The organism is Streptomyces sp. NPDC052020 (assembly GCF_040680575.1).
Classification (GTDB): Bacteria; Actinomycetota; Actinomycetes; order Streptomycetales; family Streptomycetaceae; genus Streptomyces.
In genome coordinates this window covers 37,294-58,262 of the sequence record NZ_JBFAWY010000020.1, presented here as the reverse complement: position 1 = coordinate 58,262, position 20,969 = coordinate 37,294, and the positions used below count along the sequence as shown (strand labels likewise).

Sequence of the window (20,969 nt, the reverse complement as noted above, 5' to 3'; positions counted from 1 at the left end):
GGCGTGTCCCGGTCGGCCGATTGTCCGTCCGCCGGGCAGCGCGCGCGAGGAGAGCGCGTGGTCAGCTCGGGGTGTCGCGGCCCGGGTGCGCCGAGTAGGACACTTCTTCGAGTGCCACCTCCCCGTCGACCAACTCGACGCCCAGCATCCGGCCGGTGAATCCTCCGGCCACCTCCGTGGAGAGGTAGCGTCCGTCGAAGGTACCCAGGACGTCGCAGGTACCTCCGTCGTCCACCACGGCGAGTTCGACGAGGTCGGGTTCGCGGGGTTCGCCGTGCGCCGTGGACCGGTCGGAGTCACGGACGGTGATGCGCAGGGTGACGGTCCGTCCGGCAGGGCGGGGCATCCGGGCGGCCGCACTGACGGCGGGGCCGATCGCGACCGTCGCCTCGACGCCGTCCGCGCCGGCGGTCAGCCCGTACCAGTGGTCGCTGTCGATCCGGACCAGGAAGCGGCCGGTGCCGGACGAGGTGTCCAGCCGCGCCTGCGCCGTCCACTGGCTGTCCCTGGCGCGCGTCAGCAGGAGCGCCGGCGCCCGAGGCGGCCGCGGCGGACGTACGAGGACGAGGCGGCCGCGGCCCTCCCAGCGCGCGAAGGCGGCGGGGAAGGTGCCGGGGGCGACCCAGCGGGGATCCAGTTCGGGACTCTCGAACCGGTCCGCGAAGGAGTGGTCCTGCGGTGTCACCGGGAACCGCCGCTCGTTCACGACCGGCCAGCCGTCGGCCCAGTCCACCCCGGCGAGGAAGGTCTCGCGTCCGTTGACGTGGAACTTGGGGGTCCAGCCGCGGGGCCGCACGCCCAGGTAGACCATGGCCCAGGACCCGTCGGCCAGTTCCACGAGGTCGGCGTGCCCGGTGTTCTGCACCGGGTGGTCCGTGCTGCGGTGCGTCAGGATCGGGTTGTGGGGCGCCGCCTCGAAGGGTCCGTCGAGGGTGCGGGCGCGAGCGATGGTGACGGCGTGTCCTCGCTCCGTGCCACCCTCCGCGAGCAGGAGGTACCACCACTCTCCCACGCGGTAGAGGTGCGGGCCCTCCGGTGCCGCCAGGCCGGTGCCGTTCCACAGCAGGCGCGGTTCCGCCAGCATGGCGCCGGTCGCGGGGTCGATCGGCACGCTCGCGATCCCGCGCAGGTCAGGATGGAAGGAGGCCCAGGTGAGGTGGCATACGCCCGTCTCGTCCCAGGCCAGATCGGGGTCGATGCCGACGGTTCCCGTCACGTACACCGGGTCGGTCCACGGTCCTTCCGGCTGCTCGGCGGACACGATCAGATGTCCCCGGCGCATCTCCGAGACGTTCGTCGTCACCATCCAGAATCTGCCGTCGTGGTGGCGCAGCGTCGGCGCGTAGATGCCCGTACTGGCGGTTCCGGCGTGCGGCGCGAGCTGGCTGGGACGGGTCAGTACGTTGCCGATCTGGGTCCAGGTGAGCAGGTCGGTGCTGCGGTGGACCGGAACGCCGGGTGCGTACTCGAAACTGGAGTTGGCGAGGTAGTACGTGTCGTCGACGCGGCAGATCGAGGGGTCGGGATGGAATCCGGCGATGACGGGTGTCGCCACGGTCTTTTGTCTCCTCAGGGTGCGGGGCGTCGGGATCCGGCCCGGTCGCGCGGGCCATCGCGTGTGCCCGGGGTGCGTGTGCCCCGGACACCGAGCCGGTAGAGCTGGATGGACGACCCTACACAGTCACGGTGACCACGGCGCCGCCTTCCAGGCAGCCGGGGCAGGACACGCCGGCAGCCGTGCTCGCCCAGCCTTCGGCGGCCCGGACCGGGCCGGACGGGACGGGGCGGGGCGGGACCGGTCCTGGTCTTCGCCGGCCACCCGCCGGCCCGCCGCCGTCACGGGAGGAAGGCCCGGCGCCTGGTCACCGGGAGCCCTCCGACGCCGCGCACGGGACGCCGGGGCGGGTGCCCGGGGCGGGTCCCGTCCCGGCCCGCTCCGATATCCTCTCGGAGTGACGCAGCAACCCCTCCCCGTCGAGCGGCGCCCCGCGAACGAGGGGCCCAAGGCTGCCGCCCGCAACCGGGCCGCGCTCATCGCCGCCGCCCGGGAGATCTACGCGGAGTCGGGCCTGAAGGCTCCGCTGTCCGCGATCGCGCGCCGGGCGGGCGTCGGTCAGGGCGTGCTGTACCGGCACTTCCCCGACCGGGCCGCCGTGGCGATCGCCGTACTGGAGGAGAACGTCCGGCAGATCGAGCAGGCGGCGGCCGCGGAGGGCGCGGACCTCGCTCGGGTCCTCGGTGTCCTGACCTGGCACCAGACGGAGTCGACCGCTTTCATCAGCGTCCTGCACGCCGATGCGGCGGGCAGTCACTCCGACGCCCCCGCGTACGCCCTGGCCCTGTCCCAGCGGGTCGAGCGAGCGCTGCGGCGGCATCTGCCGGACGGTCACCGGCTCGCCGCGGAGCCTGACGACCTCATGATCGCTGTCGCCATGGTCGCCGGTGCCGTCACCGGCCCCACCCGGGAGCAGCGGGAACGCCGGGCACTGGCGGCCTGGCGGCTGCTCGGGGTCGAGGTGGGACCGGTGCGGCCCTTCGAGGGCTGAGCGGGGAGAAGGGAGTCAGCCGCCGTTGGACTGGCGGACACCCTCCGCCAGCGCGTCGAAGGTGTACAGGTAGCCCCCGGCGGGCCCGCTGACGGTCATGTAGGCCTTGGTGCCTCCGGGCGTGATGGCCACGTTGGTCGCCGACTGGAGCCCTTCCGCGGCGCGGGCGGGGACCTCGACGGTCGCCAGGCGCTCGCCGTACCGGTCGTACACCGCCATCGCGGGCCGGCCGTGCAGGCCCTGGTAGAGGTTGCCCTCCGCGTCCACGGCGATCGAGTCGGTCTGCGCGACCCCGCCGTCGACCCGGATGGCGGTGTGCCGCGACGACACGTTCCCCTCGCCGTCCAACAGGAGATACGAGACGCGGTTCTGCGTCAGCTCGCTGAACCACAGCCCGCGGTAGTCCGGGTCGAAGGAGATGCCGTTCGGCGCGGCGAGACCGTCCGCCAGGACGGTGGCCTGCTTCCCCTCGCGGTCGATGCGCACCACGCGGCCCTTCGCCTCTCCCTCGGACATGCCGCGTGAGTCGCTGACGTACAGGTTGCCCTCCCGGTCGAAGGCCAGGTCGTCGGGGTTCATCCGCGCTCCGTCGACCTCTCCGGAGAAGAAGGTCCGCGGATCACCGCCGTCCGGAGCCAGACTCACGATGTCGCCGCGGGAGAAGTCGGTCAGGTAGACGCGCCCGTCGTACGGGCTGAACTGGGCAGAGGTGTAAGCGCCCCGGTCGTCGGAGTACACCTCGCGCGAGGTCTTCTTCCCGACGTCGACGCGCAGCACCTTCGGTTCGCCCGCGGGCGCGGTGACGTCGACGACGAGCAGGTGTCCGTTCTCGTCGAAGGACGGACCCTCCAGCAGGGTCATCCCCGTCTTCTCGTGCACCTTGGTCAGCCGCATGACCTGCTGGGCACGGATGGTCCTGTCCGCGCCGCCGGCGTCCGCCGCGTCCGCCGCGGGGCCGGCGGCCTGCGTCCCGCATCCGGTGAGAGTCAGCAGACCGATGGTGGCGAGCCCGGCGAGGGGCCGGATCGGGAGTCGTCGCATGGGAATCACTCTTCCTGTCCGAGATACGCGGAAGGAACCTCCGCATCAACCGGACAACGCTGTCCGGTCCTTGTTACGGTAGTGCATGGCTGCTCAAGTCCTGCGACTGCTGGCTGAGTTCAGGAACGAGACGGCTCCATGGCAGCGAACCGGAATGAACGGGACCCCCACATGACACAAGGTCAGGCGTCGTCCTCCGAGGAACTCGCCGAGCTGAGGGAGCGCTACCGGCTCGAACGGGAGCGACGTGTGCGGTCCGACGGCGCCCGCCAGTACCTCGCCCCGGACGCCGGGTTCGGCTACTACGCCGACGATCCGTACGCCGCTGAGACCCCTGAGCGCGAGCCGCTGCGGGACCGGGTGGACGTCGCCGTCGTCGGCGGCGGATTCGGCGGCATCCTCGCCGGGGCGCGGCTGCGCCAGCGGGGTGTCCGGCGCGTCCGCGTCATCGAGAAGGGCGGTGACTTCGGGGGAACCTGGTACTGGAACCGGTATCCGGGCATCCACTGCGACATCGAGTCACATGTGTACCTGCCCCTGCTCGACGAGACCGGATACGTGCCGGAGTGGAAGTACGCTCCGGGGGAGGAGATCCGCCGCCACGCGGTGCGGATCGCGGAGAAGTTCGACCTCTACGCGGACGCCCTGTTCTCCACGGCGGTCACGTCGCTGTCCTGGGACGAGGAAGCCCAGGCGTGGATCGTCGCGACCGACCGGGGTGACGAGTTCCGGGCGACGTACGTCATCACGGCCACCGGCACGCTGTCCGAGCTGAAGCTCCCCGGCATTCCCGGCATCGAGACCTTCAAGGGCCACACCTTCCACACCTCTCGCTGGGACTACGCCTACACCAAGGGCACCCCGGACGGCGGCCTGACCGGCCTCGCGGACAAGCGCGTGGGCGTCGTGGGCACCGGCGCCACCGGCGTCCAGGTCGTCCCGAAGCTGGCCGAGGACGCCGGACACCTCTACGTCTTCCAGCGCACCCCCTCCACCGTGGACGTGCGCGCCAACCGCCGTACCACCGCTCGGGACGTCGGCGCCGACCGCGACGGCTGGGCACGCGAGCGCCGCGACAACTTCCTGCGGATCGTCTCGGGCGAATCTGCCGACGAGGACCTCGTGGCGGACCAGTGGACCGCCTCGGCGGCCCTCTTGGAGAAGCTCGTGCCGAGCTTTCGCCGCCAAGGCGACCGGGTGGCGTTCGAGGCGGCCTACGAGGTCGCGGACGCCGCCAAGATGAACGAGATCCGCGCCCGCGTCGAGCGGATCGTCACCGACCCGGACACGGCGGAGAAGCTCAAGCCCTGGTACCGGTACGCGTGCAAGCGCCCCACCTTCTCGGACACCTATCTCCAGGCGTTCAACCGGGACAACGTCACCCTGGTCGACACCGCGGACACCCACGGCATCGAGCGGATGACCGAACGCGGCGTCGTGGCCGGCGGCACCGAGTACGAACTCGACTGCCTGATCTTCGCCACCGGGTTCTCCGTCGGAGTCTCCGGCGTCCACTCCGGCAGACTGCCCGTCCACGGCCGGGACGGCGTCCAGCTGCTGCACGCCTGGCGGGAGGAGGGCCCGCGCACCCTGCACGGCTTCACCAGCAACGGCTTCCCGAACCTGATCCAGATGGGAACGGTGCAGAGCGCCAGCAGCGTCAACTACACGCACGTCCTGGACGAGCACGCCGTCCACGCGGCGGCACTCGTCGCGGCCGCCGAAGCCAAGGACGCCGTGATCGAGCCCTCACGCGAGGCCGAGGACGCCTGGATCGCCGCCCTGGCCGAGGACGCCCCCGACCACGAGTGGTTCCACGCCGAGTGCACGCCCGGCTACTACAACGCCGAAGGGCGCGGCCGGCCGAACGGCCCGACCGCCTACCCCCACGGCGCGCCCTCCTTCCACACACTCCTGAAGCGGTGGCGCGAGGAGTCCATGGACGAGATCCTCCGCCCCACGACGCCCGCTCGTAGCTAGCGCAACCCCACGGTGAGCCGATGCGTGCGGGGCGGAGTGGACGGCCGTCCCCGGCGCGCGGGGGGACTCGGCCGGGGCCCCGGTGCTACGGCTTGCCGTCCCGCGGCGGCGTGCCGGCCGTCCGCTCGGGTCCGGGAGCGGGCGGCGCTTCCGGACCGGCTGCGGCCGAGCCGGTGCCCGGTGCCACGGTCTCGCCCTGGACGATCCGGGGAGCCCGGCCGGCCGGCGTCCCGTCCTCTTCCGTTTCCTTTTCCTTCATGGCGCGTGCCTCGGCCTTGAGGATGCGGGCCGCCTTGCCCGCGGACCGGGCCAGCTCCGGGCCCTTCTTGGCGACCAGGAGGGCTATGACGACGATGAGGACGATGGCGAGTTCGCCCAGTCCGAACATGGGTGCCTTGCTCCTTCTCGTGAGCGCGGGCCGGGCGTGTGCCGGCGGATGCGGGGAGGGGTGCCCCGGTGGCCGTGGGCCGGGTGCCCGGCGGCGCACCCGGCCGGGTCAGACGCCCAGGCCGAAGTCGGCGGCGATACCGGCCGGTCCGGCGGCGGCCAGTACGGGCGCCTCCTTGCTGAGCGGGACATTGCCGCCTGTGGTCAGGGAGACTCCCACTGCGTACTCCTTCACGGCAGGTGCGGGCGAGACCGCGGCGCGGACCCACAGAAAGAATCTACACCACTGTAGAATTTTCCGCCGCTCCCGAGAAAGGCGGGACGGCGGGCGAGGGGGAGCAGCGGTGACGATGTGCGGGCACGTCCCGGGGCGGCGCGCGTCCCCGCCCGTACGGACAGCGCGAGGAGCCGGCGGAGCGGCGGGACTCGCCGGACGGCATGGGGGACCCGGGGGCGTCTATACGATGTCCGCCGGGAAAACAGGCGGCGGCGGAAGGGAGACCCGGGTGGCGGAGCATCGGCAGCGTTCCCGGCGGCGGGGACAGGGCGAGCTGGAGGCGCTGGTCCTGTCGGCGCTGCGGGAGGCGGGCGGCCCGGCGACGGCCGGCTGGGTGCAGGAGCGCCTGGGCGGAGACCTCGCCTACACGACCGTCGTCACCATCCTGACCCGGCTGCTGGCCAAGGGCGTGGTCACCCGGGAGCGGGCGGGCCGGTCCTTCGCCTGGACGCCCGCCTCGGACCAGGCGGGCCTGGCCGCCCACAAGATGCGCAGGCTGCTGGACGCCGAGAACGACCGGGAGGCGGTGCTGGCCCGCTTCGTCACCGGCCTCGGTCCGGACGACGAACGCCTGCTGCGGGAACTGCTGGGCCAGACCGGGAACGAAGGGGACGACTGAAGCCTCATGGGGGTGTTCGTCTTTCTGCCGCTGGTGCTGCCCCTGACGGCCTGGCCGATCGCGCGCCTGGCCGAGCAGCATCTGCATCCGCGGGCCGCGACCAGGCTGCTGACCGGGGTGGCCGTGGTGATGGCCGTGTGCAGCACGGTCTGCCTGGGGCTGGTGATGGTGGTGGGAACCGCCCAGCTGCCCGGCAACCCGCTGCCCGACGGCTGGTCGGACCCCGAAGTGCGCGAGGCGGTCCCGTACGACGAAGTCGCGGGCAAGGCCGCGATCCCCGCCCTGTGCGTGGTGCTGGTGGTGTGCGGCCGGACGCTGTGGCGGCACGGCCGGGTGCGCCGTCGCGCCCACCGCGCCCTGGCCGGGCTGCCGGAGACGGAGGTGGCGGTCCTTCCGGACGGTGTTCCCTACGCGTATGCCCTGCCGGGCGGCCGGCGGGATCGCGTGGTGGTGACCACGGCCCTGCTGGACAGTCTGGAGCCGGCCGAGCGCCGGGCGCTGTTCGCCCACGAACGGGCCCACCTGGCCGCCCGTCACCATCGCTTCCTCCTCGCGGCCCGGCTCGCGGCGCAGGCCAATCCCTTCCTGCGGCCGTTGCGGACGGCGGTGTCCTACACGACGGAGCGGTGGGCGGACGAGGACGCCGCCCGGGTGGTCGGCAGCCGCCGGACGGTGGCGTACGCGATCGGCAAGGCGGCCCTGGTGTCCCGGGGCACTCCGGTGGCCACGCTGGCGGGTTTCGCCGCGGCGGGACCGGTGCCGCGCAGGGTGGCGGCCCTGCTCGGGCCCGCCCCGGTGGGGCGCAGCTGGCCGTCGCTGTTCACCTCGGTGGGGCTGGCGGCGTGGGGCGCGGCGGCGGGGGCCGCCGTGTCGGCGATGTCGTCGGCGAACGCCGCCGTGACGATGGTGCTCATCCTGTACGCGGCCACGCCCCTTTGAGTCCGGCGAAGTGACACCTCGCCAAGAGGTGACGGCGACCGAGGGGATGCCGGGCCCGCCGGCGCGAAAACCTCAACACGCCTTATGTTCAGCACCGAGCACTCCGGCGGCACCTGGATGGCCAACCAGCACAACGACGACCTGGCGGACATCGTCGGCTACGCCCGCGACTGGAGCGGCAGCCTGGTCAAGTGGAGCATCGCGCTCAATCAGAACATGGGACCGCACAACGGCGGTCGCGGCACCTGCACGGGACTGATCACCGTCCAGGAGGGCGGTCCGGGGGCCGGACAGGCCGACTACGCGATCGAGTACTACACCACCGGGCATCTGACGGAGTTCGGGAAGCCCGGCGCGTACCGCGTCGCCTCCCTCCCCGGCCTCCGCCGCCGTGCCCAACGCGGCCTGGCGCAACCCCGACGGCTCCAAGGCGCTGATCGCCCACAACGGCGGCACCGCACCCCGCTCGGTGCGGGTCGACTGGGGCGGCCAGTCCTTCGTGTACACCTTGCCCGCCCGCACCACCGCGTCCTTCACCTGGTCGGGCACGCCCGGTGGCGGCGGCGACGGCGTCACCGGAGCCCTCACCGGGCTGGCCTCCTGACCGGCGGTCTCTTCCCCTCCTGCCCGCTTGCGCCGCCCCCTGCCTTCCCTGGGGCGGCGCAAGTCTGCGCGGGTGACGCCCGCCGCCCCGGCCGGGGCCGGTCAGAGGTCGAACTCGTGCGGCGGCAGGTCCAGGGCGTAGCACGCCTCGCGGACGACGGCCTGCTCGTCCTTGTCGAAGTCGCCGTCGGCGCCGCCGATGACGATGCCGATCTGGACGACCGCGCGCGCCTCGGCGGGCTTCTTCTTCGCCTTGGCGATCTCCTGGAGGACACCGACCCTGCCGAAGGCGAAGTCGGCCGTCAGCTTGTCCAGGTTCGCCTCGAAGCGGCGGCGCAGATCGTCGGCGGGAAAATTCCGCAGCACGTCGTTGGTGGCGATGAGCTGGGCCACGCGCTGCCGCTCGGCCGGGTCGACGGTGCCGTCGGCGGCGGCGACCAGGGCGCACATCGCCATGCTCGCGTCGCGGAAGGCGCCGCTCTTGAGGTCGTTCTTCTTCGCCATGAGCTGGGTCTGCATCTGCGATGCGGACTCCTTGACGCGGTCCCACAGGGCCATGAGAACTCCGTGTGTGTCGGGAGGCGGCCCGGACCGAGTCCTCCGGGCCACTTGTTTCTACAAACAATGTAGAACTTATCAGCGGGGGTGGGGGGAGCGGTTCCCCCACCCCCCGCCCGCCCGCCGGAGGCCGTCCGGCGGGGGCCGCCGTCAGCCCTCGTCCTCCTCGTCGCCTTCGAAGAAGTCCCCGATCTCGTCGACGACTTCGGACGCGACCATGCCGCCGACGACGCCGACCGCCAGCCCGGCGGCGCCCGCGGCGACGGCGGTGCCCATGCCGGGGCCGGACCGGTGGTGGCCGTCGCGGTGGTGGTCGCCGTGCCCATGGGCCGCGTACGGGTCATCGTGGCCGTACATGCCGTGCGAGGCGTACGACGTGCGATGCTCGACCAGCTGGCGGACCCAGCCGTCGACCTCGGCGTTCCAGTCGCGAGTGTCCTGGTGGCCGACGGTGAAGCGGGTGAGCGCGTCGTGGCCGGAGGAGAGGAAGCCGCCGCGCCGGTCGGCCTCCAGGACGACCTCCATGCCGCCCGGGTGGGCCAGGAAGGTCACCTCGATCTCGTTGACCTGGTGGGCGTACCGCGGCGACGGGGTGATCTCGATCTCCTGGTAGAAGGGCAGCTGCTGCCCCGTGCCGCCGATGCGGCCCAGTTCCAGGTCGGCCGACTTGAAGCCGAACCCGAGCTGCCCGAAAGCCTCGAGGATCGCCTCCTGTACGGGCAGCGGGCCGACGGCCAGCGGGTCCAGGTCGCCCTTGTCCCGGGCGCCGGCCACCGACAGCTCCGTCCGCACGCCGAGCACGATGCCCAGCGGCTGTCCGTACAGTTCCGTGATCGGTGTCTCCCACGGCAGGGTCACGCTGAACGGCACATCGCGGTGCTCGCCCTCGGCGAGCCGGAAGCCGCCGCCGACGGTGAACCGATCGAAGGCGACGACGCCCTCGCTCTCGCCCTCCTCGTGCTCGGCCTCCACCCGGGCCACCAGCTCCAGGGTGATGTGCTCGATGTCGAAGCCGGCGCTGCCGCCCTTGAGATGAACCTGGCCGGTGAGCGCACCGCCGGGCCGGACGGGGCCCGGGTCGAGGACCGTGTCGACGGTGGGGCCGCCCACGCCGAGCGAGCCGAGCAGTCGTTTGAACACCATGGTGGCGTCCACTCCTTAAACATGCGTGTGTTCCATGGGGGTGCCGCCCGCTCAGGGGCGCGCGGCGCCGCGGCGGTTCGCGAGCCGGTCACCCGGCCCGGGTGCCGAGGACGGCCGGCACCCGGACCGAGCGGGCGTACTCCGGGCCGGCCGGGAGGCCGGGCGGGTCTTGTCCACCCGGGCCCCGCCCGGCGCCTGTCCAGGTCGGTCGAAGGCATGTGTCGTCCCCGGAGCGCGAGCCCGGCTCGCGCGCGTCTTCTACAAACGAGTAGAAGCATAGGGCCTCAGGGGCGCCGGAAGCGTCGCGGCACGTGAACATCCGGGCGGCGGCCGGATGGGCCGAGCGGCCTCGCGCCTCCGGTGCGGGCGGGGAGCGCCGACCGGCCGGCGCACCGTCTCGCCCACCCCTGCGCCCGCGGCCCGGCCGAGTCGGCGTACGCCGTCGACGAACTGCGCGACGGGCGTGAGACACATGCCGGCACGCTCACCCCACCAGCCGGGCGCTGGTGCATGGAATGGCCGCTTCCGCCTTGCGGGCCGGGGGTGGCCGAAAACTCCGGGCACACGCTGGCTCCGGTCGCGTCCTGCTCACAACTGCCGCTCCTCTCCGACCGGTTCGGCACACACGGACCACGGCCGCTAGGATGCGTGGCGACATCGCGTGTCGGTCACCGGCCGGGTGAGGCATGGAGGTGTCGGGAGATGCCCTCGGAGGCATTCCTTGTCCGTTGAGCTGAATCACACGATCATCCACGCCCGGGACAACCGGGAGTCCGCGGAGTTCTTCACGAACCTGCTGGACCTTGAGATCACCGCCGAGTGGGGCCCGTTCATCGCGGTGGACCTGAGCAACGGCGTCACCCTGGACTTCGCCACCGTCCCCGCGGACCGGATCACCCCGCAGCACTACGCCTTCCTCATCTCCGAGGAGGAGTTCGACGCGGCGTACGCGCGGATCCAGCGGCGCGGCATCGAGCACTACGCCGACCCGCACCAGACGCGGCCCGGCACGATCAACCACAACGACGGCGGCCGCGGCGTCTACTTCACGGACCCGGTGGGCCACGCCATGGAGCTCATCACCGTGCCCTACGGCGGCCGGCCGTCGTAACCACCCCCCGGGGGGCCGCGTCTCGTGCGGGCGCGGCCCCCGGTAGCGGCCGGCCCCGGGCCTGTCGTCCCACCGCCTCCGATGCCCGGCCGAGCGTGTGGGGGCCGGCGCCCGGCGGCGGAGCAGGGGACGTCGGAGCGCGGGCGGGCGCCGGCATCCTCCAGCCGGATGCCGACGCCGTCACGCCGTCGGCCGGCCGTCGGGCAGGGGGCCGTGGAGGTGGACGGGGAGGGACTGGTGGCCGTTGCTGATGAGGGAGGGGACCGGCCGCAGTTCCGCGGCGGGGACGGCGAGCCGGATGTGCGGGAAGCGGCCGAAGAGGTGTTCCAGGGCGGTGGCGACTTGGAGACGGGCCAAGGGGGCGCCGAGGCAGTAGTGGACGCCGTGGCCGAAGGCCAGGTGTTCCTGCTGGGGGCGTGCGGCGTCGAAGTCGTCGGGGTCGCGATGCCAGCCGGGGTGGCGGTTGGCGGCGGCGTAGGAGGCGAGGATGGCCTCACCGCGGGCGATGGTCCGTCCGTCGGGCAGGGGAATGTCGTTGACGGCGTAGCGCAGGGGCAGATGCTTGACGGCCGGCTCGTGGCGCAGGGTCTCCTCGACGACGTCGTTCCAGCCGATGGCCCCGGAGCGGACCAGGCGCAGCTGGTCGGGGCGGGTGAGCAGGGCGTGGACGCTCTGGTCGATGACGTTGACGGTGGTTTCGTACCCGGCGCTGATCATCAGCAGCAGTGTGTCGCGCAGTTCCTCCTGGGTCAGGCCGGTGCCGTCGGTCTCGTCGTCCCGCGCGGCGATCAGCTGGGACGTCATGTCGTCGCCGGGGAGGCGGCGCTTGGTGGCGATGAGCTCGTCCAGCCGCTCGTACAGCACGGTGGCGTTGGCCTGGGCCTCGGCGGGGGAGAGGGTGGTGTCGAAGACGTTGTCGACGAGACCGCGGAGGGCGTAGCGCTGCTCTTCGGGTACGCCCATCAGGAGGCCGATCACCGCGATGGGCAGCGGGTAGGCCAGGTGCTCGCGCAGGTCCACCGGTTCCCCGGCGGGCAGCGCGGCCAGGTTGTCGATCAGGGTGGCCACCATGTGGTCGATGGCGTCCTTCATGCCGGCGACGCGGCGGGCGCTGAACGCGGGGGCGATCATGCGGCGCAGGCGGCGGTGGTCGCCACCGTAGGAGGTGAACATGTTCGCCGGCTCGACCCACAGTGCCAGCGGCCAGCGGGTGACGGTCTCGGCGAAGGCGGGCCAGTGCGCGCGGGGGTCCTTGGACACGTCGGGGCTGGTCAGCAAAGTCTTGAGGAGGGCGGGATCGGTCACGGCCCAGGCCTGGACACCGAGGATGTCGACCCGGGCCGCCGGGCCCTGGGCGCGCAGGGCCCGGTGCTCGGCGTGGTGGTCGGAGCCGGTGGGGTCGAGGACGAGGATCGGCTGCTCGGTCACGGTGGTCTCCTTCGGCGGACGGTCGGGAGAATCGGGAGCAGGGCTTCGGGGGCGCTGTGTGGTGGGCGCGGACCGGCGGCCCGTGGTGGGCGAGGTTCTTCCCCTGGAAGGCGTCGAGGAGGCAGCTGATCGGGGGGGTGCGGAGGTGAGGCGGCGGGCGGTTGGGCGGACGGGGGCGGATGCGGGGGCCCGTGCGCCGGGCCGGAGGGGCGCGGGGCCGGAGGTGTCGGTCGGCTCCTGGACTGGTGCGGGGCCCATTCTCGCAGCCGGCCACGGAGATTGACGACCGGTTGATCGGCCAGGCGGGAAGCCGCCCGTGTCGCGAGAGTGTGTGGTGGCAGCCCGTGACGGCCGCGGAGGCGATCGTCTGTAGGGGCGTGCCGACGTCGGTCCGGGCCGCGGGCGGCCCCGGGCGGCCTGGCTGCTGATCGCGGCGGGTCCCGAGGAGTCCCCGCCACCGGCCCGGTGCACCGCCGTGAGCGGGGCCGGCGCCGGTGTCACATCGGACCGATCACCTTCTTGCGCAGGTGCCCGTAGACCACCGACGTCCGTACGTCGGCGAGTTCCGGGCGCTTCGTCAGCTTGTCCAGGACCACCGCGTGCAGATGGTCGGTGTCCCGGACGGCGACGTGCACGAGGAAGTCGTCGTTCCCGGTGAGGACGAAGAGCGAGATGACCTCGGGCATCCCCTCCAGGAAGGTCTGGAACGACTCGATCACCGCACGCGTCGGCGGGCGGACCCGTACGGCGATCACCGCCTGCAACCCGCGGCCGATCGCCGCGAGATCCGCCTCCGCGTGAAAGCCCGTCAGCACGCCGCTCCTGCGCAGCGCCCGGATCCGCTCCAGACACGTGGACGGCGCGATGCCGAGTTCCTGGGCCATGTCCCGGTTGGTGCGCCGACCGTCCTCCTGAAGCATTCGCACCAACGCCGAATCTAGTTCGTCCACGCTTGCCTCACCTCACCGGATTCCGAAGGTAATTCGGAGTCTTCGCATCGTCTTCGATGATCTTGTTAGCCTCCAGCCTAGTCGCCTGGCGTTCGTTCGGTCACGGTGGGGTCGGCGGCAACGGATAGGGGAGAGGAGCGTCTTGTCATGCGTGGACAAGGACCCGCGGTGCGGGCGGTGGGCGCGGTCATGGCGGCCGCGCTGTTCTGGAGCAGTTCGTACGCGGTGACCAAGCGGGTCCTGGAGGACGTCGGCCCGCTCGGTATCGGCGCCATCAGGTTCACCCTCGCCGCGCTGCTCCTGGGGGTGATGGTCCGGCTGAGCCGGAACCGCCCGGCGCGGCCGGACCGGCGGCAGCGGTGGCGGCTCCGTCTGAGCGGGTTCCTCGGCATCACCGTGTACTTCGTCCTGGAGAACGTCGGCGTCGACCTGTCCACGGCGTCCGACGCGTCGCTGATCGTGGCCACGTACCCGCTGATGACGATGCTGGTGGAACTCGTCGTCTTCCGTACCCGGATGCCGCCGCCAAGGGTGGCGGGCGTGGTGCTGGCCACGGTCGGCGCCTTCCTCGTCGTACGCAACGGGGCCGAGGTCGGAGGCGATTCACGCTGGCTGGGAGACCTCCTGCTGCTGCTCGGCGGGCTGGCCTGGGCCGGCTACAACGTGCTCGGCAAGCAAGCGAGCGCCGGCCAGGACGCCATGAGCGTCACCTACCACCAGACCCTGGCGGGCGCGGCCGGCTTCCTGCTCGCGTCCCTGCTGGAGGCCGGCGACTGGCGGATGCCGGGCGTGACCGCCTCCGCGCTGCTGGTCTACCTGGCCGTCGCGTGCTCGGTCGGCGGTTTCCTGCTCTACAACTACGGTCTGCGCAGGATGGCGTCGAGCGTCGCGGTCAACATCCTCAACCTGGTCCCGGTCTTCGGCGTCATCGGCGCTGTCGTGATCAACGACGAGTCCATCCGGCCCGCTCAGGTGACGGGCGGCGTGATCATCGTCGTCGGTGTGGCGCTGGGCATGATCGAGCCGGGGCGGGGCACGACGGCGGGGCCGGACCCGGCGGGGAGGCGGCGAGCCCATCGGCTCGCGCACGCGCGGCCCGCGACGGCTCGGAGGGCGGGCGGGACGAAGCCCGTGCCGGACGAGCCCCGAGCGGCTGTACCGACGGCGCGGCGAGCCGCCGACGGCGGCCGGCGGCCGTAGCGGGGACGAAGCGTCCGGACCGCTCCGGGTCCGCGGCCGTCCGGCACGCAACCGCGCCGCCTCGCCGTGGGGGCGGACCCGCGCACCGACCCGCGGAGGAACGCCCCGGCCGTCGACGAGACGAGCCGCGGCGAGTCCCGGGGCGCTAGGGTCTCTCTAGGTGTGCTACCGGACAGCACACCTAGCGCATGAGGACGATCCCGGTCAGCGCCACCGCCCCGGCCGCCAGCCGCAGACGCCCGAAGGGTTCGCGGAAGAACACCGTGGCGATGACCGCGGCGATGAGGATGCCCGTCTCGCGCAGCGCGGCGACGGTGGCGACGTTGCCATGGGCCTGCGCCCAGATGACCAGACCGTAGGCGGTCATCGAGAGCACCCCGCCGGCCAGCCCCGTACCGAGTACCGGACGCATCCGCGTGAGCAGTGCCCGGCGGCGCCGAGCCAGCGCGATCAGCGGCAGGACGGGCCCCTGGCACAGGAAGAGCCACGCGACGTACGACAGGACGTCGCCGCCCCGCCGCACGCCCGCGCTGTCCACGAGGGTGTACGCGGCGATGATCAGGCCGGTGCCCACCGCCGCGCCCACGGCCGGGAGCCGGGCGCGGCCGAGTCCTCCGGACGCCAGGGCGAGGGCGGCGAGACCGCCGGACACCAGCAGGACGCCCGTCCCCTGGAGCGGCGTGAGCGTGCCGCCGAGGACCGTGACCGAGGCGACGGCCACGAGGAGCGGGGCGACACCGCGGGCCAGGGGGTACATCTGGCCGAAGTCCCCCAACTGGTAGGCCCGGAGCAGGAACAGCTGCGAGGCGACCTCCAGCGCGGCGGACGCCGCCAGGAACGGCCAGGCTCCGGGCGGGGGGAACGGGGTGAGGCAGACCAGGACGGCGGCGCAGAGGGTGTAGGCGCAGTTGATGAGCGCGAATCCGACGAGCTTGTCGGGGATCCGGTGGGCCATCGCGTTCCAGACCGCGTGCAGCACGGCGGCGGCCAGGACGACGGCCGGTACGGCGATGGAGGCAGATACGGGCATGACGGAGCGACTCCTTGACGAAGGAGGTGTCGGAACAGAATTCCACAGTAGGCTATGCGTATGGAACCTAATTCCGTCAGCGCCAGTGCCAGTGCCAGTGGCCTCTCCGCGCGCATCAGGGCAAAGCTCCCGGAGCTCCGCGAGACCGAGGCCCGGGTGGCGCGGGTCGTGCTCGACCAGGGGGCCGCACTGGTCCGTCTGAGCGTCAGCGACGTGGCCGCCCTGGCCGGCACCGCGCCGTCCACGGTGGTGCGCGCCTGCCAGCGGCTCGGCTTCCGTGGCTTCCAGGAAGTGAAGATCGAGGCGGTCCGGCAGGCCGCGCCGCCGTCCCCGCCACCGCCGGACGACCCGGCCGCACGCGCCCTCGCCGAGACCGTCCAAGCCTCCCGTGACGCGCTGGACGGCGTCGCCGCGACCCTCGACCCCACCGTGCTGTCCGCCGCGGCGGCCGCGTTCCACACGGCGCCACGGGTCGTCGTGGCGGCGGCCGGCCTCTCCACGGCCGTCGCCCTCGACGCCGCCTATCGCCTGCGCGCCCTCGGCTGCTTCGTCGACGCTCCCGCCGACCCGCTCACCGCACAGCTCGCCGCCGCCCAACTCCCTCCGGACGGCGTCTGCCTCGCCATCAGCCACACGGGCGCGACGCGCACCACCGTCGACACCGCCCGCCGCGCCCGCCGGGCCGGGGCCGCCGTCGTGACCGTCACCAGCTACGCCCGCTCACCGCTCAGCGAGACCAGCACCCATGTCCTCGTCGCCGGAGGCCAGGACCTCGTCTTCGGCCTGGAGACCTCCGCCAGCCGCATCGCCCACCTCGCCGCGGTGGACGCCCTGGCCCACACCCTGATGGCCCTGCGCCCCGAAGCGGCCCGGCACCACCTCGACCTCTCCGCCGACATCACGGCCGACCACTCGTACTGAAACCACCGTGTCCCCGGCGCCGCGCCGTACCGCCGGTACGGCGCGGCCGCCGGTCCGCGCGGGTGACCGGTGTCCGGTCCGCTCGGGCCGGATGCGAGGATGTCCGGCATGGACATCCGCCGCAGGAACAACGTGACGCTTACCGGTCCCGCCGACGCGCCGGTGGTGGTGCTGGCACACGGGTTCGGGTGCGACCAGAACCTGTGGCGCCTGATCGTGCCGGCGCTGGCCGAGCGGTACCGGGTGGTGCTCTTCGACTACGTCGGCTCCGGCGGATCGGACCTGTCGGCCTGGAACGAGGAGCGGTACTCCTCGCTCGACGGCTACGCCCAGGACGTGGCCGAGGTGTGCGCGGCGCTGGACCTGGAGCGGGCGGTGTTCGTGGGGCACTCGGTCAGCGCCATGATCGGCGTGCTGGCGGCGAAGGCCGTGCCCGAGCGGATCGGGTCGCTGGTGATGGTGGCGCCCTCCCCGTGCTATATCGACGACGACGGCTACCGAGGCGGTTTCACCGCGGAGGACATCGACGAGCTGCTGGGCTCCCTGGAGGCGAACTACCTGGGCTGGTCGTCCGCCATGGCGCCGGTGATCATGGGCAATCCGGAGCGGCCGGAGCTCGGCGAGGAACTGACCAACAGCTTCTGCGCCACCGACCCCGACATCGCCCGCGTCTTCGCCCGCACCACCTTCCTGTCCGACAGCCGGGACGACCTGAAGGCCGTGACCGTGCCGACCCTGGTGCTGGAGTGCGCCCACGACGCCATCGCTCCCCGCGAGGTCGGCGCCTACGTCCACGCCGCCATCCCGTCCTCCCGCCTCCTCACCCTGGACGCCACGGGGCACTGCCCGCAGCTGAGCGCCCCGGAAGCCACCGCGCGGGCCATCCTCGACTTCCTGGAGAGCCGGTCGTGATGTGCCGCACGGACGGCCTCTTCGAGCCGTCCGGGACGGGTGACGACAGAGCCACGGACGCGGCCTTCACCGCCCTGCTGGAGGACAGCGCCGAAGAGCTCTACGAGTCGGCGCCCTGCGGATACCTGTCCACGTTGATGGACGGCACCATCGCCAAGGTCAACGCCACACTGCTGGGCTGGCTGGGCCTGGAGCGCGAGGCCGTCGTCGGGCGCAAGTACTTCGCCGACCTGCTGACCGTCGGCGGCAAGCTGTACCACGAGACGCACTTCGCGCCCCTGCTGCGGATGCAGGGGGAACTGCGCGGCATCGCGCTGGAGATGAAGACCGCTCACGGCGGCCGGCTGCCGGTGCTGGTCTCGTCCGTGATCAAGCGCGGCGGCGAGGGCGAGCCCCTGCTGATCCGCACCACCGTCTTCGACGCCTCCGACCGGCGCGCCTACGAGGAGGAGCTGCTGCGCCGCCGCCAGGACGCCGAGCGCGCCAGGGTCGAGGCCGAGCGGGCACGCGCGGAGGCGGAGCAGGCCAGGAGACAGGCCGAGACCGACCGGGAACGGCTGGCCGACGCACTCGCCGTCCTCCAGAAGTCCCTCCTGCCTCACACCCTGCCGGTCCTTCCCGGGCTGGAGACGGCCGTCTACTACCACACCGCCTCTCCCGACCAGCTCGGCGGCGACTTCTACGACCTGTTCTCCCTCGACGCGAAACGGTGGGCCTTCTTCCTCGGCGACGTGTGCGGCAAGGGGCCCCAGGCCGCGGCCCTGACCTCGCTCACCCGCTACGCCCTGCGCGCCGCCGCCCATCACGATCCCGAGCCGCAGGCGGTGCTGACCACGCTGAACGCCGTGCTCCACGAGGAGTACACGGCCAGCGGCGACCCCCGGTACTGCACCTGCGTGTTCGGTGTCCTGGAACCCGCCGCCGACGGCGGCATGAGCGTCCGTCTGGGCTCCGGCGGCCACCCCCCGGCGCTCGTCCTGCGGGCCGACGGCCGGACCGAGTTCCTGCCCACACCGGGGGGCATGCTGGTGGGCGCCCTGCCCGCCGTGACCTTCGCGACCGCCACGACCACCCTGGCCCCCGGCGAGACCCTCCTGCTGTACACCGACGGCCTCACCGAGGCCCGCACCGGCCCCACCGGCGAAAACCTGTACGGCGAGGACGCCCTGCTCGCCTTCGCCGCCGACCACGCCCCCGCTCCGCCCCGCACCGTGATCGCCGCGCTGACCGACCTGCTCGAAGGCTTCGGCGACGGCCTCAACGACGACACCGCCCTGCTCGCCCTCGGCATCCCCGCCCAGGCCGGCCCAGACGCCGAATGACCCTCGATGACCCCGCTCCACATCACTCACCACGACACCGGCACCGGACCCACCCTGCACGTGACCGGTGAACTCGACTACGCCGAGGCACCCGTCATGAGGGACCGGATCGACCACCTCGACCTGCGACCGGGCCAGTGCCTGACCCTCGACCTGTCCGGCCTGGAATACTGCGACTCCAGCGGCATCACCGCCCTGCTCGCCGCACGCCAGCGCGCCCTCGCCGCCGACGCCGACATCGTCCTGGCCGCCGTCCCCGCCACCCTCCTGCGCGTCCTCACCCTCGTCGGCCTCGACCAGGTCTTCACCCTCCGCCCCGGCAACGCGCCGTCGCCCGGCGCGGACTGCGGGGTGTAGGCATCCGACGGCGCACCGGTGGCGCGGAAGGCGATGAGGTGCGCGCGCCGGTGCGGCTCCCCGTCGTCATCCGGCGGACGTGGCGCGGGCGCACGCCGCGCGCAGCCGGGGCAGGTCGATGAACTCGGTGTGCGTTCCTTCGCTGGTGCACGCGAACGCCCCCGACACCGAACCGGCGAGCACGCACTCCTCCACGGGGCGCCCCTGGGACAGGGCGTGCAGGAAGGCGCTGACGAAGGCGTCACCGGCACCGTTGCTGTCGATCACCGGGCGCTCCGGGCGCACGGCGGGGAAGTGGCGCGCCTTCGTGTCGCCCCGCTCCATGACGTGGCACCCGGCGGCCCCGTCGGTGGCGACGACGAGCCGGGCCCGGCCCTCGGCCAGGACGGACCGCAGGACGGCGTCGAGCCGGTCGCGGACGGCGGCGGCGCTGAGGAACACGTAGTCGGAGGCGAGGGCGTAGGCGCGGTGGTGCGGGTCGGAGCCGTCCCAGTCGTGCAGGTCCGTGGAGCTGGTGATGCCCAGGCGGTGGATGTCCTCGTACATGTCGCGGGTGACCCCGGTGATGGACAGGTGGACGTGACGGGCCCGCTCCAGATACGGCAGGTAGAAGTCGCGGGGCAGCCGGAGGCCGGCGGGGTGGCGTCCGTCGTAGAAGGAGAAGCGGCGGCCCTGCGGGTCGACGAGGTTGACCCCGCGCGGTGTGCCGTGCGGGGAGACGACGTGGCTGAAGTCGAGGCCGTCGGCGGCGTAGGCGGCGAGGATCTGCCGGCCCTGCGCGTCGTCTCCCAGGAAGTCGATGAACTTCGTCGTCATGCCGAGGGCGCGGCAGCCGCGCGCGACACCGTTGCCCGTGTGGGCGACGTAGTCGCGCACCGCGGGTACGAACACCGAGTCGCCGGGCGGGATGCGCAGTTCGGGCACGCGGACGATGGTGTCCACGCCGGCGCCGCCCGCCACCAGGATGTCGTAGCCGGTCTCTGCCATGTGCGCACTCCTTGTGTCCGCGGCCCGCGCCGAACGCCGTCGTTCTCCCCCAGTGACCGGGACGAAGTGTGCTTGAACGTAGCATCATTGAAAAGCTTGCGTAAGTCCTTGCGCACCCGAATCACCGATATCTCCTGCCGCTTGGTACGTGCTCGCGCCGAGGGTTGACCACCGCGACCGGGCTCGCGTGGTCTCGACCGCAAACACTTGCAGCAAGAATCATCGGTGGCTTCCGGAGATGACGGTCATCCGTCATGAGAGCGGGTGCCCGGCGCCCCGGCCGGCCGCCGCCGCGCCGGGCGACCCCCTTCCCGTCCACCGCCCCCCAGGACCACGGCAGCGGTTCTCCCGTGGAGCGCGAGGCGGGACCCGGCACATCGTTCGGCCGCGGCGTCGCGGCCCCGAGTGAGGAGCCTTCCTTGAGCCTCCCCGCGCGCTCGCCCAGCGCACCCCGGCACAGACACGTGGTTCCCGCCCTGATCGCCGCCCTCCCGGCGACCCTCCTGCGCGGCCCGCTGCCCGCCCCGGCGCGGGCCGCCGGCACGAACACCGCCACCGTCTACTACTCCGCGGCCGGCACCCACTGGCCCGCGTACAAGCTGCGCTGGGTCCCCTCCGGCGGCTGCTGGACGACCGTGCCCGGCGCGGACGTGCGGCC

At 72.7% G+C, this 20,969-nt stretch carries 19 protein-coding genes and 1 pseudogene; 11 read left to right on the top strand and 9 right to left on the bottom strand.

From position 1 onward, the window contains the following. Positions 1–61 precede the first annotated feature (61 nt). A complete protein-coding gene (locus AB0L74_RS21340; protein WP_365654433.1) occupies positions 62–1,555 on the bottom strand; it encodes a family 43 glycosylhydrolase in 1,494 nt (497 codons plus the stop codon). A 397-nt stretch (positions 1,556–1,952) separates the two neighbouring features. On the opposite strand from AB0L74_RS21340, the gene AB0L74_RS21335 reads away from it, so the two are divergent. Further along, positions 1,953–2,546: a helix-turn-helix domain-containing protein gene (locus AB0L74_RS21335; protein ID WP_365654430.1), complete on the top strand. Its 594-nt coding sequence runs from the start codon at positions 1,953–1,955 to the stop codon at positions 2,544–2,546. 15 nt (positions 2,547–2,561) lie between these two features. Here AB0L74_RS21335 and AB0L74_RS21330 read toward each other — a convergent pair whose 3' ends face one another. Then, a complete protein-coding gene (locus AB0L74_RS21330) occupies positions 2,562–3,587 on the bottom strand; it encodes an SMP-30/gluconolactonase/LRE family protein (RefSeq protein WP_365654427.1) in 1,026 nt (341 codons plus the stop codon). 171 nt (positions 3,588–3,758) lie between these two features. Here AB0L74_RS21330 and AB0L74_RS21325 point away from each other — a divergent pair, with 171 nt between their 5' ends. Further along, on the top strand, positions 3,759–5,567 hold the full coding sequence (locus tag AB0L74_RS21325) for an NAD(P)/FAD-dependent oxidoreductase (RefSeq protein ID WP_365654424.1): 1,809 nt from the start codon (positions 3,759–3,761) through the stop codon (positions 5,565–5,567). Between the two features lie 85 nt (positions 5,568–5,652). On the opposite strand, the gene AB0L74_RS21320 is transcribed toward AB0L74_RS21325, so the two are convergent. Continuing rightward, positions 5,653–5,955, bottom strand: a complete 303-nt coding sequence (locus AB0L74_RS21320; protein ID WP_365654419.1) for a twin-arginine translocase TatA/TatE family subunit — start codon at positions 5,953–5,955, stop codon at positions 5,653–5,655. Between the two features lie 505 nt (positions 5,956–6,460). Here AB0L74_RS21320 and AB0L74_RS21315 point away from each other — a divergent pair. The 3 genes and pseudogenes from AB0L74_RS21315 to AB0L74_RS21305 all read left to right on the top strand — a co-directional run. Next, a complete protein-coding gene (locus AB0L74_RS21315; RefSeq protein WP_365654416.1) occupies positions 6,461–6,850 on the top strand; it encodes a BlaI/MecI/CopY family transcriptional regulator in 390 nt (129 codons plus the stop codon). 6 nt (positions 6,851–6,856) lie between these two features. After that, the gene (locus AB0L74_RS21310) at positions 6,857–7,789 is read left to right on the top strand and encodes a M56 family metallopeptidase (protein WP_365654413.1); all 933 of its coding nucleotides are present in this window, start codon (positions 6,857–6,859) and stop codon (positions 7,787–7,789) included. 87 nt (positions 7,790–7,876) lie between these two features. Continuing rightward, a pseudogene (locus AB0L74_RS21305) lies at positions 7,877–8,387 on the top strand (glycoside hydrolase family 30 beta sandwich domain-containing protein); the annotation flags it as partial. A 107-nt stretch (positions 8,388–8,494) separates the two neighbouring features. Here the strand turns inward: AB0L74_RS21305 and AB0L74_RS21300 are convergent. Both AB0L74_RS21300 and AB0L74_RS21295 read right to left on the bottom strand, forming a co-directional pair. Next, entirely contained in the window at positions 8,495–8,950 is a 456-nt protein-coding gene (locus tag AB0L74_RS21300; RefSeq protein WP_365654412.1) for a TerB family tellurite resistance protein, read from the bottom strand. A 150-nt stretch (positions 8,951–9,100) separates the two neighbouring features. Further along, complete coding sequence (locus AB0L74_RS21295) at positions 9,101–10,093, bottom strand: sporulation protein (protein ID WP_365654409.1); 993 nt, start codon at positions 10,091–10,093, stop codon at positions 9,101–9,103. A 721-nt stretch (positions 10,094–10,814) separates the two neighbouring features. On the opposite strand from AB0L74_RS21295, the gene AB0L74_RS21290 reads away from it, so the two are divergent. Beyond that, a complete protein-coding gene (locus tag AB0L74_RS21290) occupies positions 10,815–11,204 on the top strand; it encodes a VOC family protein (protein ID WP_365654407.1) in 390 nt (129 codons plus the stop codon). A gap of 180 nt (positions 11,205–11,384) precedes the next feature. On the opposite strand, the gene AB0L74_RS21285 is transcribed toward AB0L74_RS21290, so the two are convergent. Together AB0L74_RS21285 and AB0L74_RS21280 are read right to left on the bottom strand one after the other, a co-directional pair. Then, positions 11,385–12,632: a cytochrome P450 gene (locus AB0L74_RS21285; RefSeq protein WP_365654404.1), complete on the bottom strand. Its 1,248-nt coding sequence runs from the start codon at positions 12,630–12,632 to the stop codon at positions 11,385–11,387. 497 nt (positions 12,633–13,129) lie between these two features. Beyond that, on the bottom strand, positions 13,130–13,582 hold the full coding sequence (locus AB0L74_RS21280) for an Lrp/AsnC family transcriptional regulator (protein WP_365654401.1): 453 nt from the start codon (positions 13,580–13,582) through the stop codon (positions 13,130–13,132). Between the two features lie 147 nt (positions 13,583–13,729). On the opposite strand from AB0L74_RS21280, the gene AB0L74_RS21275 reads away from it, so the two are divergent. Continuing rightward, entirely contained in the window at positions 13,730–14,782 is a 1,053-nt protein-coding gene (locus tag AB0L74_RS21275) for a DMT family transporter (RefSeq protein WP_365654398.1), read from the top strand. A gap of 181 nt (positions 14,783–14,963) precedes the next feature. Here the strand turns inward: AB0L74_RS21275 and AB0L74_RS21270 are convergent, their stop codons facing one another. Next, positions 14,964–15,812, bottom strand: coding sequence for an EamA family transporter (locus AB0L74_RS21270; RefSeq protein ID WP_365654395.1), 849 nt, complete (start codon positions 15,810–15,812; stop codon positions 14,964–14,966). Between the two features lie 60 nt (positions 15,813–15,872). Here AB0L74_RS21270 and AB0L74_RS21265 point away from each other — a divergent pair, with 60 nt between their 5' ends. The 4 genes from AB0L74_RS21265 (at position 15,873) to AB0L74_RS21250 (ending at position 19,324) form a co-directional block, all read left to right on the top strand. Next, complete coding sequence (locus tag AB0L74_RS21265) at positions 15,873–16,733, top strand: MurR/RpiR family transcriptional regulator (RefSeq protein WP_365654392.1); 861 nt, start codon at positions 15,873–15,875, stop codon at positions 16,731–16,733. Between the two features lie 108 nt (positions 16,734–16,841). Then, positions 16,842–17,645, top strand: coding sequence for an alpha/beta hydrolase (locus AB0L74_RS21260; RefSeq protein WP_365654389.1), 804 nt, complete (start codon positions 16,842–16,844; stop codon positions 17,643–17,645). Beyond that, a complete protein-coding gene (locus AB0L74_RS21255) occupies positions 17,645–18,967 on the top strand; it encodes a SpoIIE family protein phosphatase (RefSeq protein ID WP_365654386.1) in 1,323 nt (440 codons plus the stop codon). The genes AB0L74_RS21260 and AB0L74_RS21255 overlap by 1 nt, the downstream gene beginning before the upstream one ends. A gap of 6 nt (positions 18,968–18,973) precedes the next feature. Next, positions 18,974–19,324 carry an STAS domain-containing protein gene (locus AB0L74_RS21250; protein ID WP_365654383.1) on the top strand — a complete coding sequence of 117 codons (351 nt, stop codon included), beginning with the start codon at positions 18,974–18,976 and terminating at the stop codon, positions 19,322–19,324. 66 nt (positions 19,325–19,390) lie between these two features. Here AB0L74_RS21250 and AB0L74_RS21245 read toward each other — a convergent pair whose 3' ends face one another. Continuing rightward, on the bottom strand, positions 19,391–20,311 hold the full coding sequence (locus AB0L74_RS21245; protein ID WP_365654380.1) for a PfkB family carbohydrate kinase: 921 nt from the start codon (positions 20,309–20,311) through the stop codon (positions 19,391–19,393). Positions 20,312–20,969: the final 658 nt, after the last annotated feature.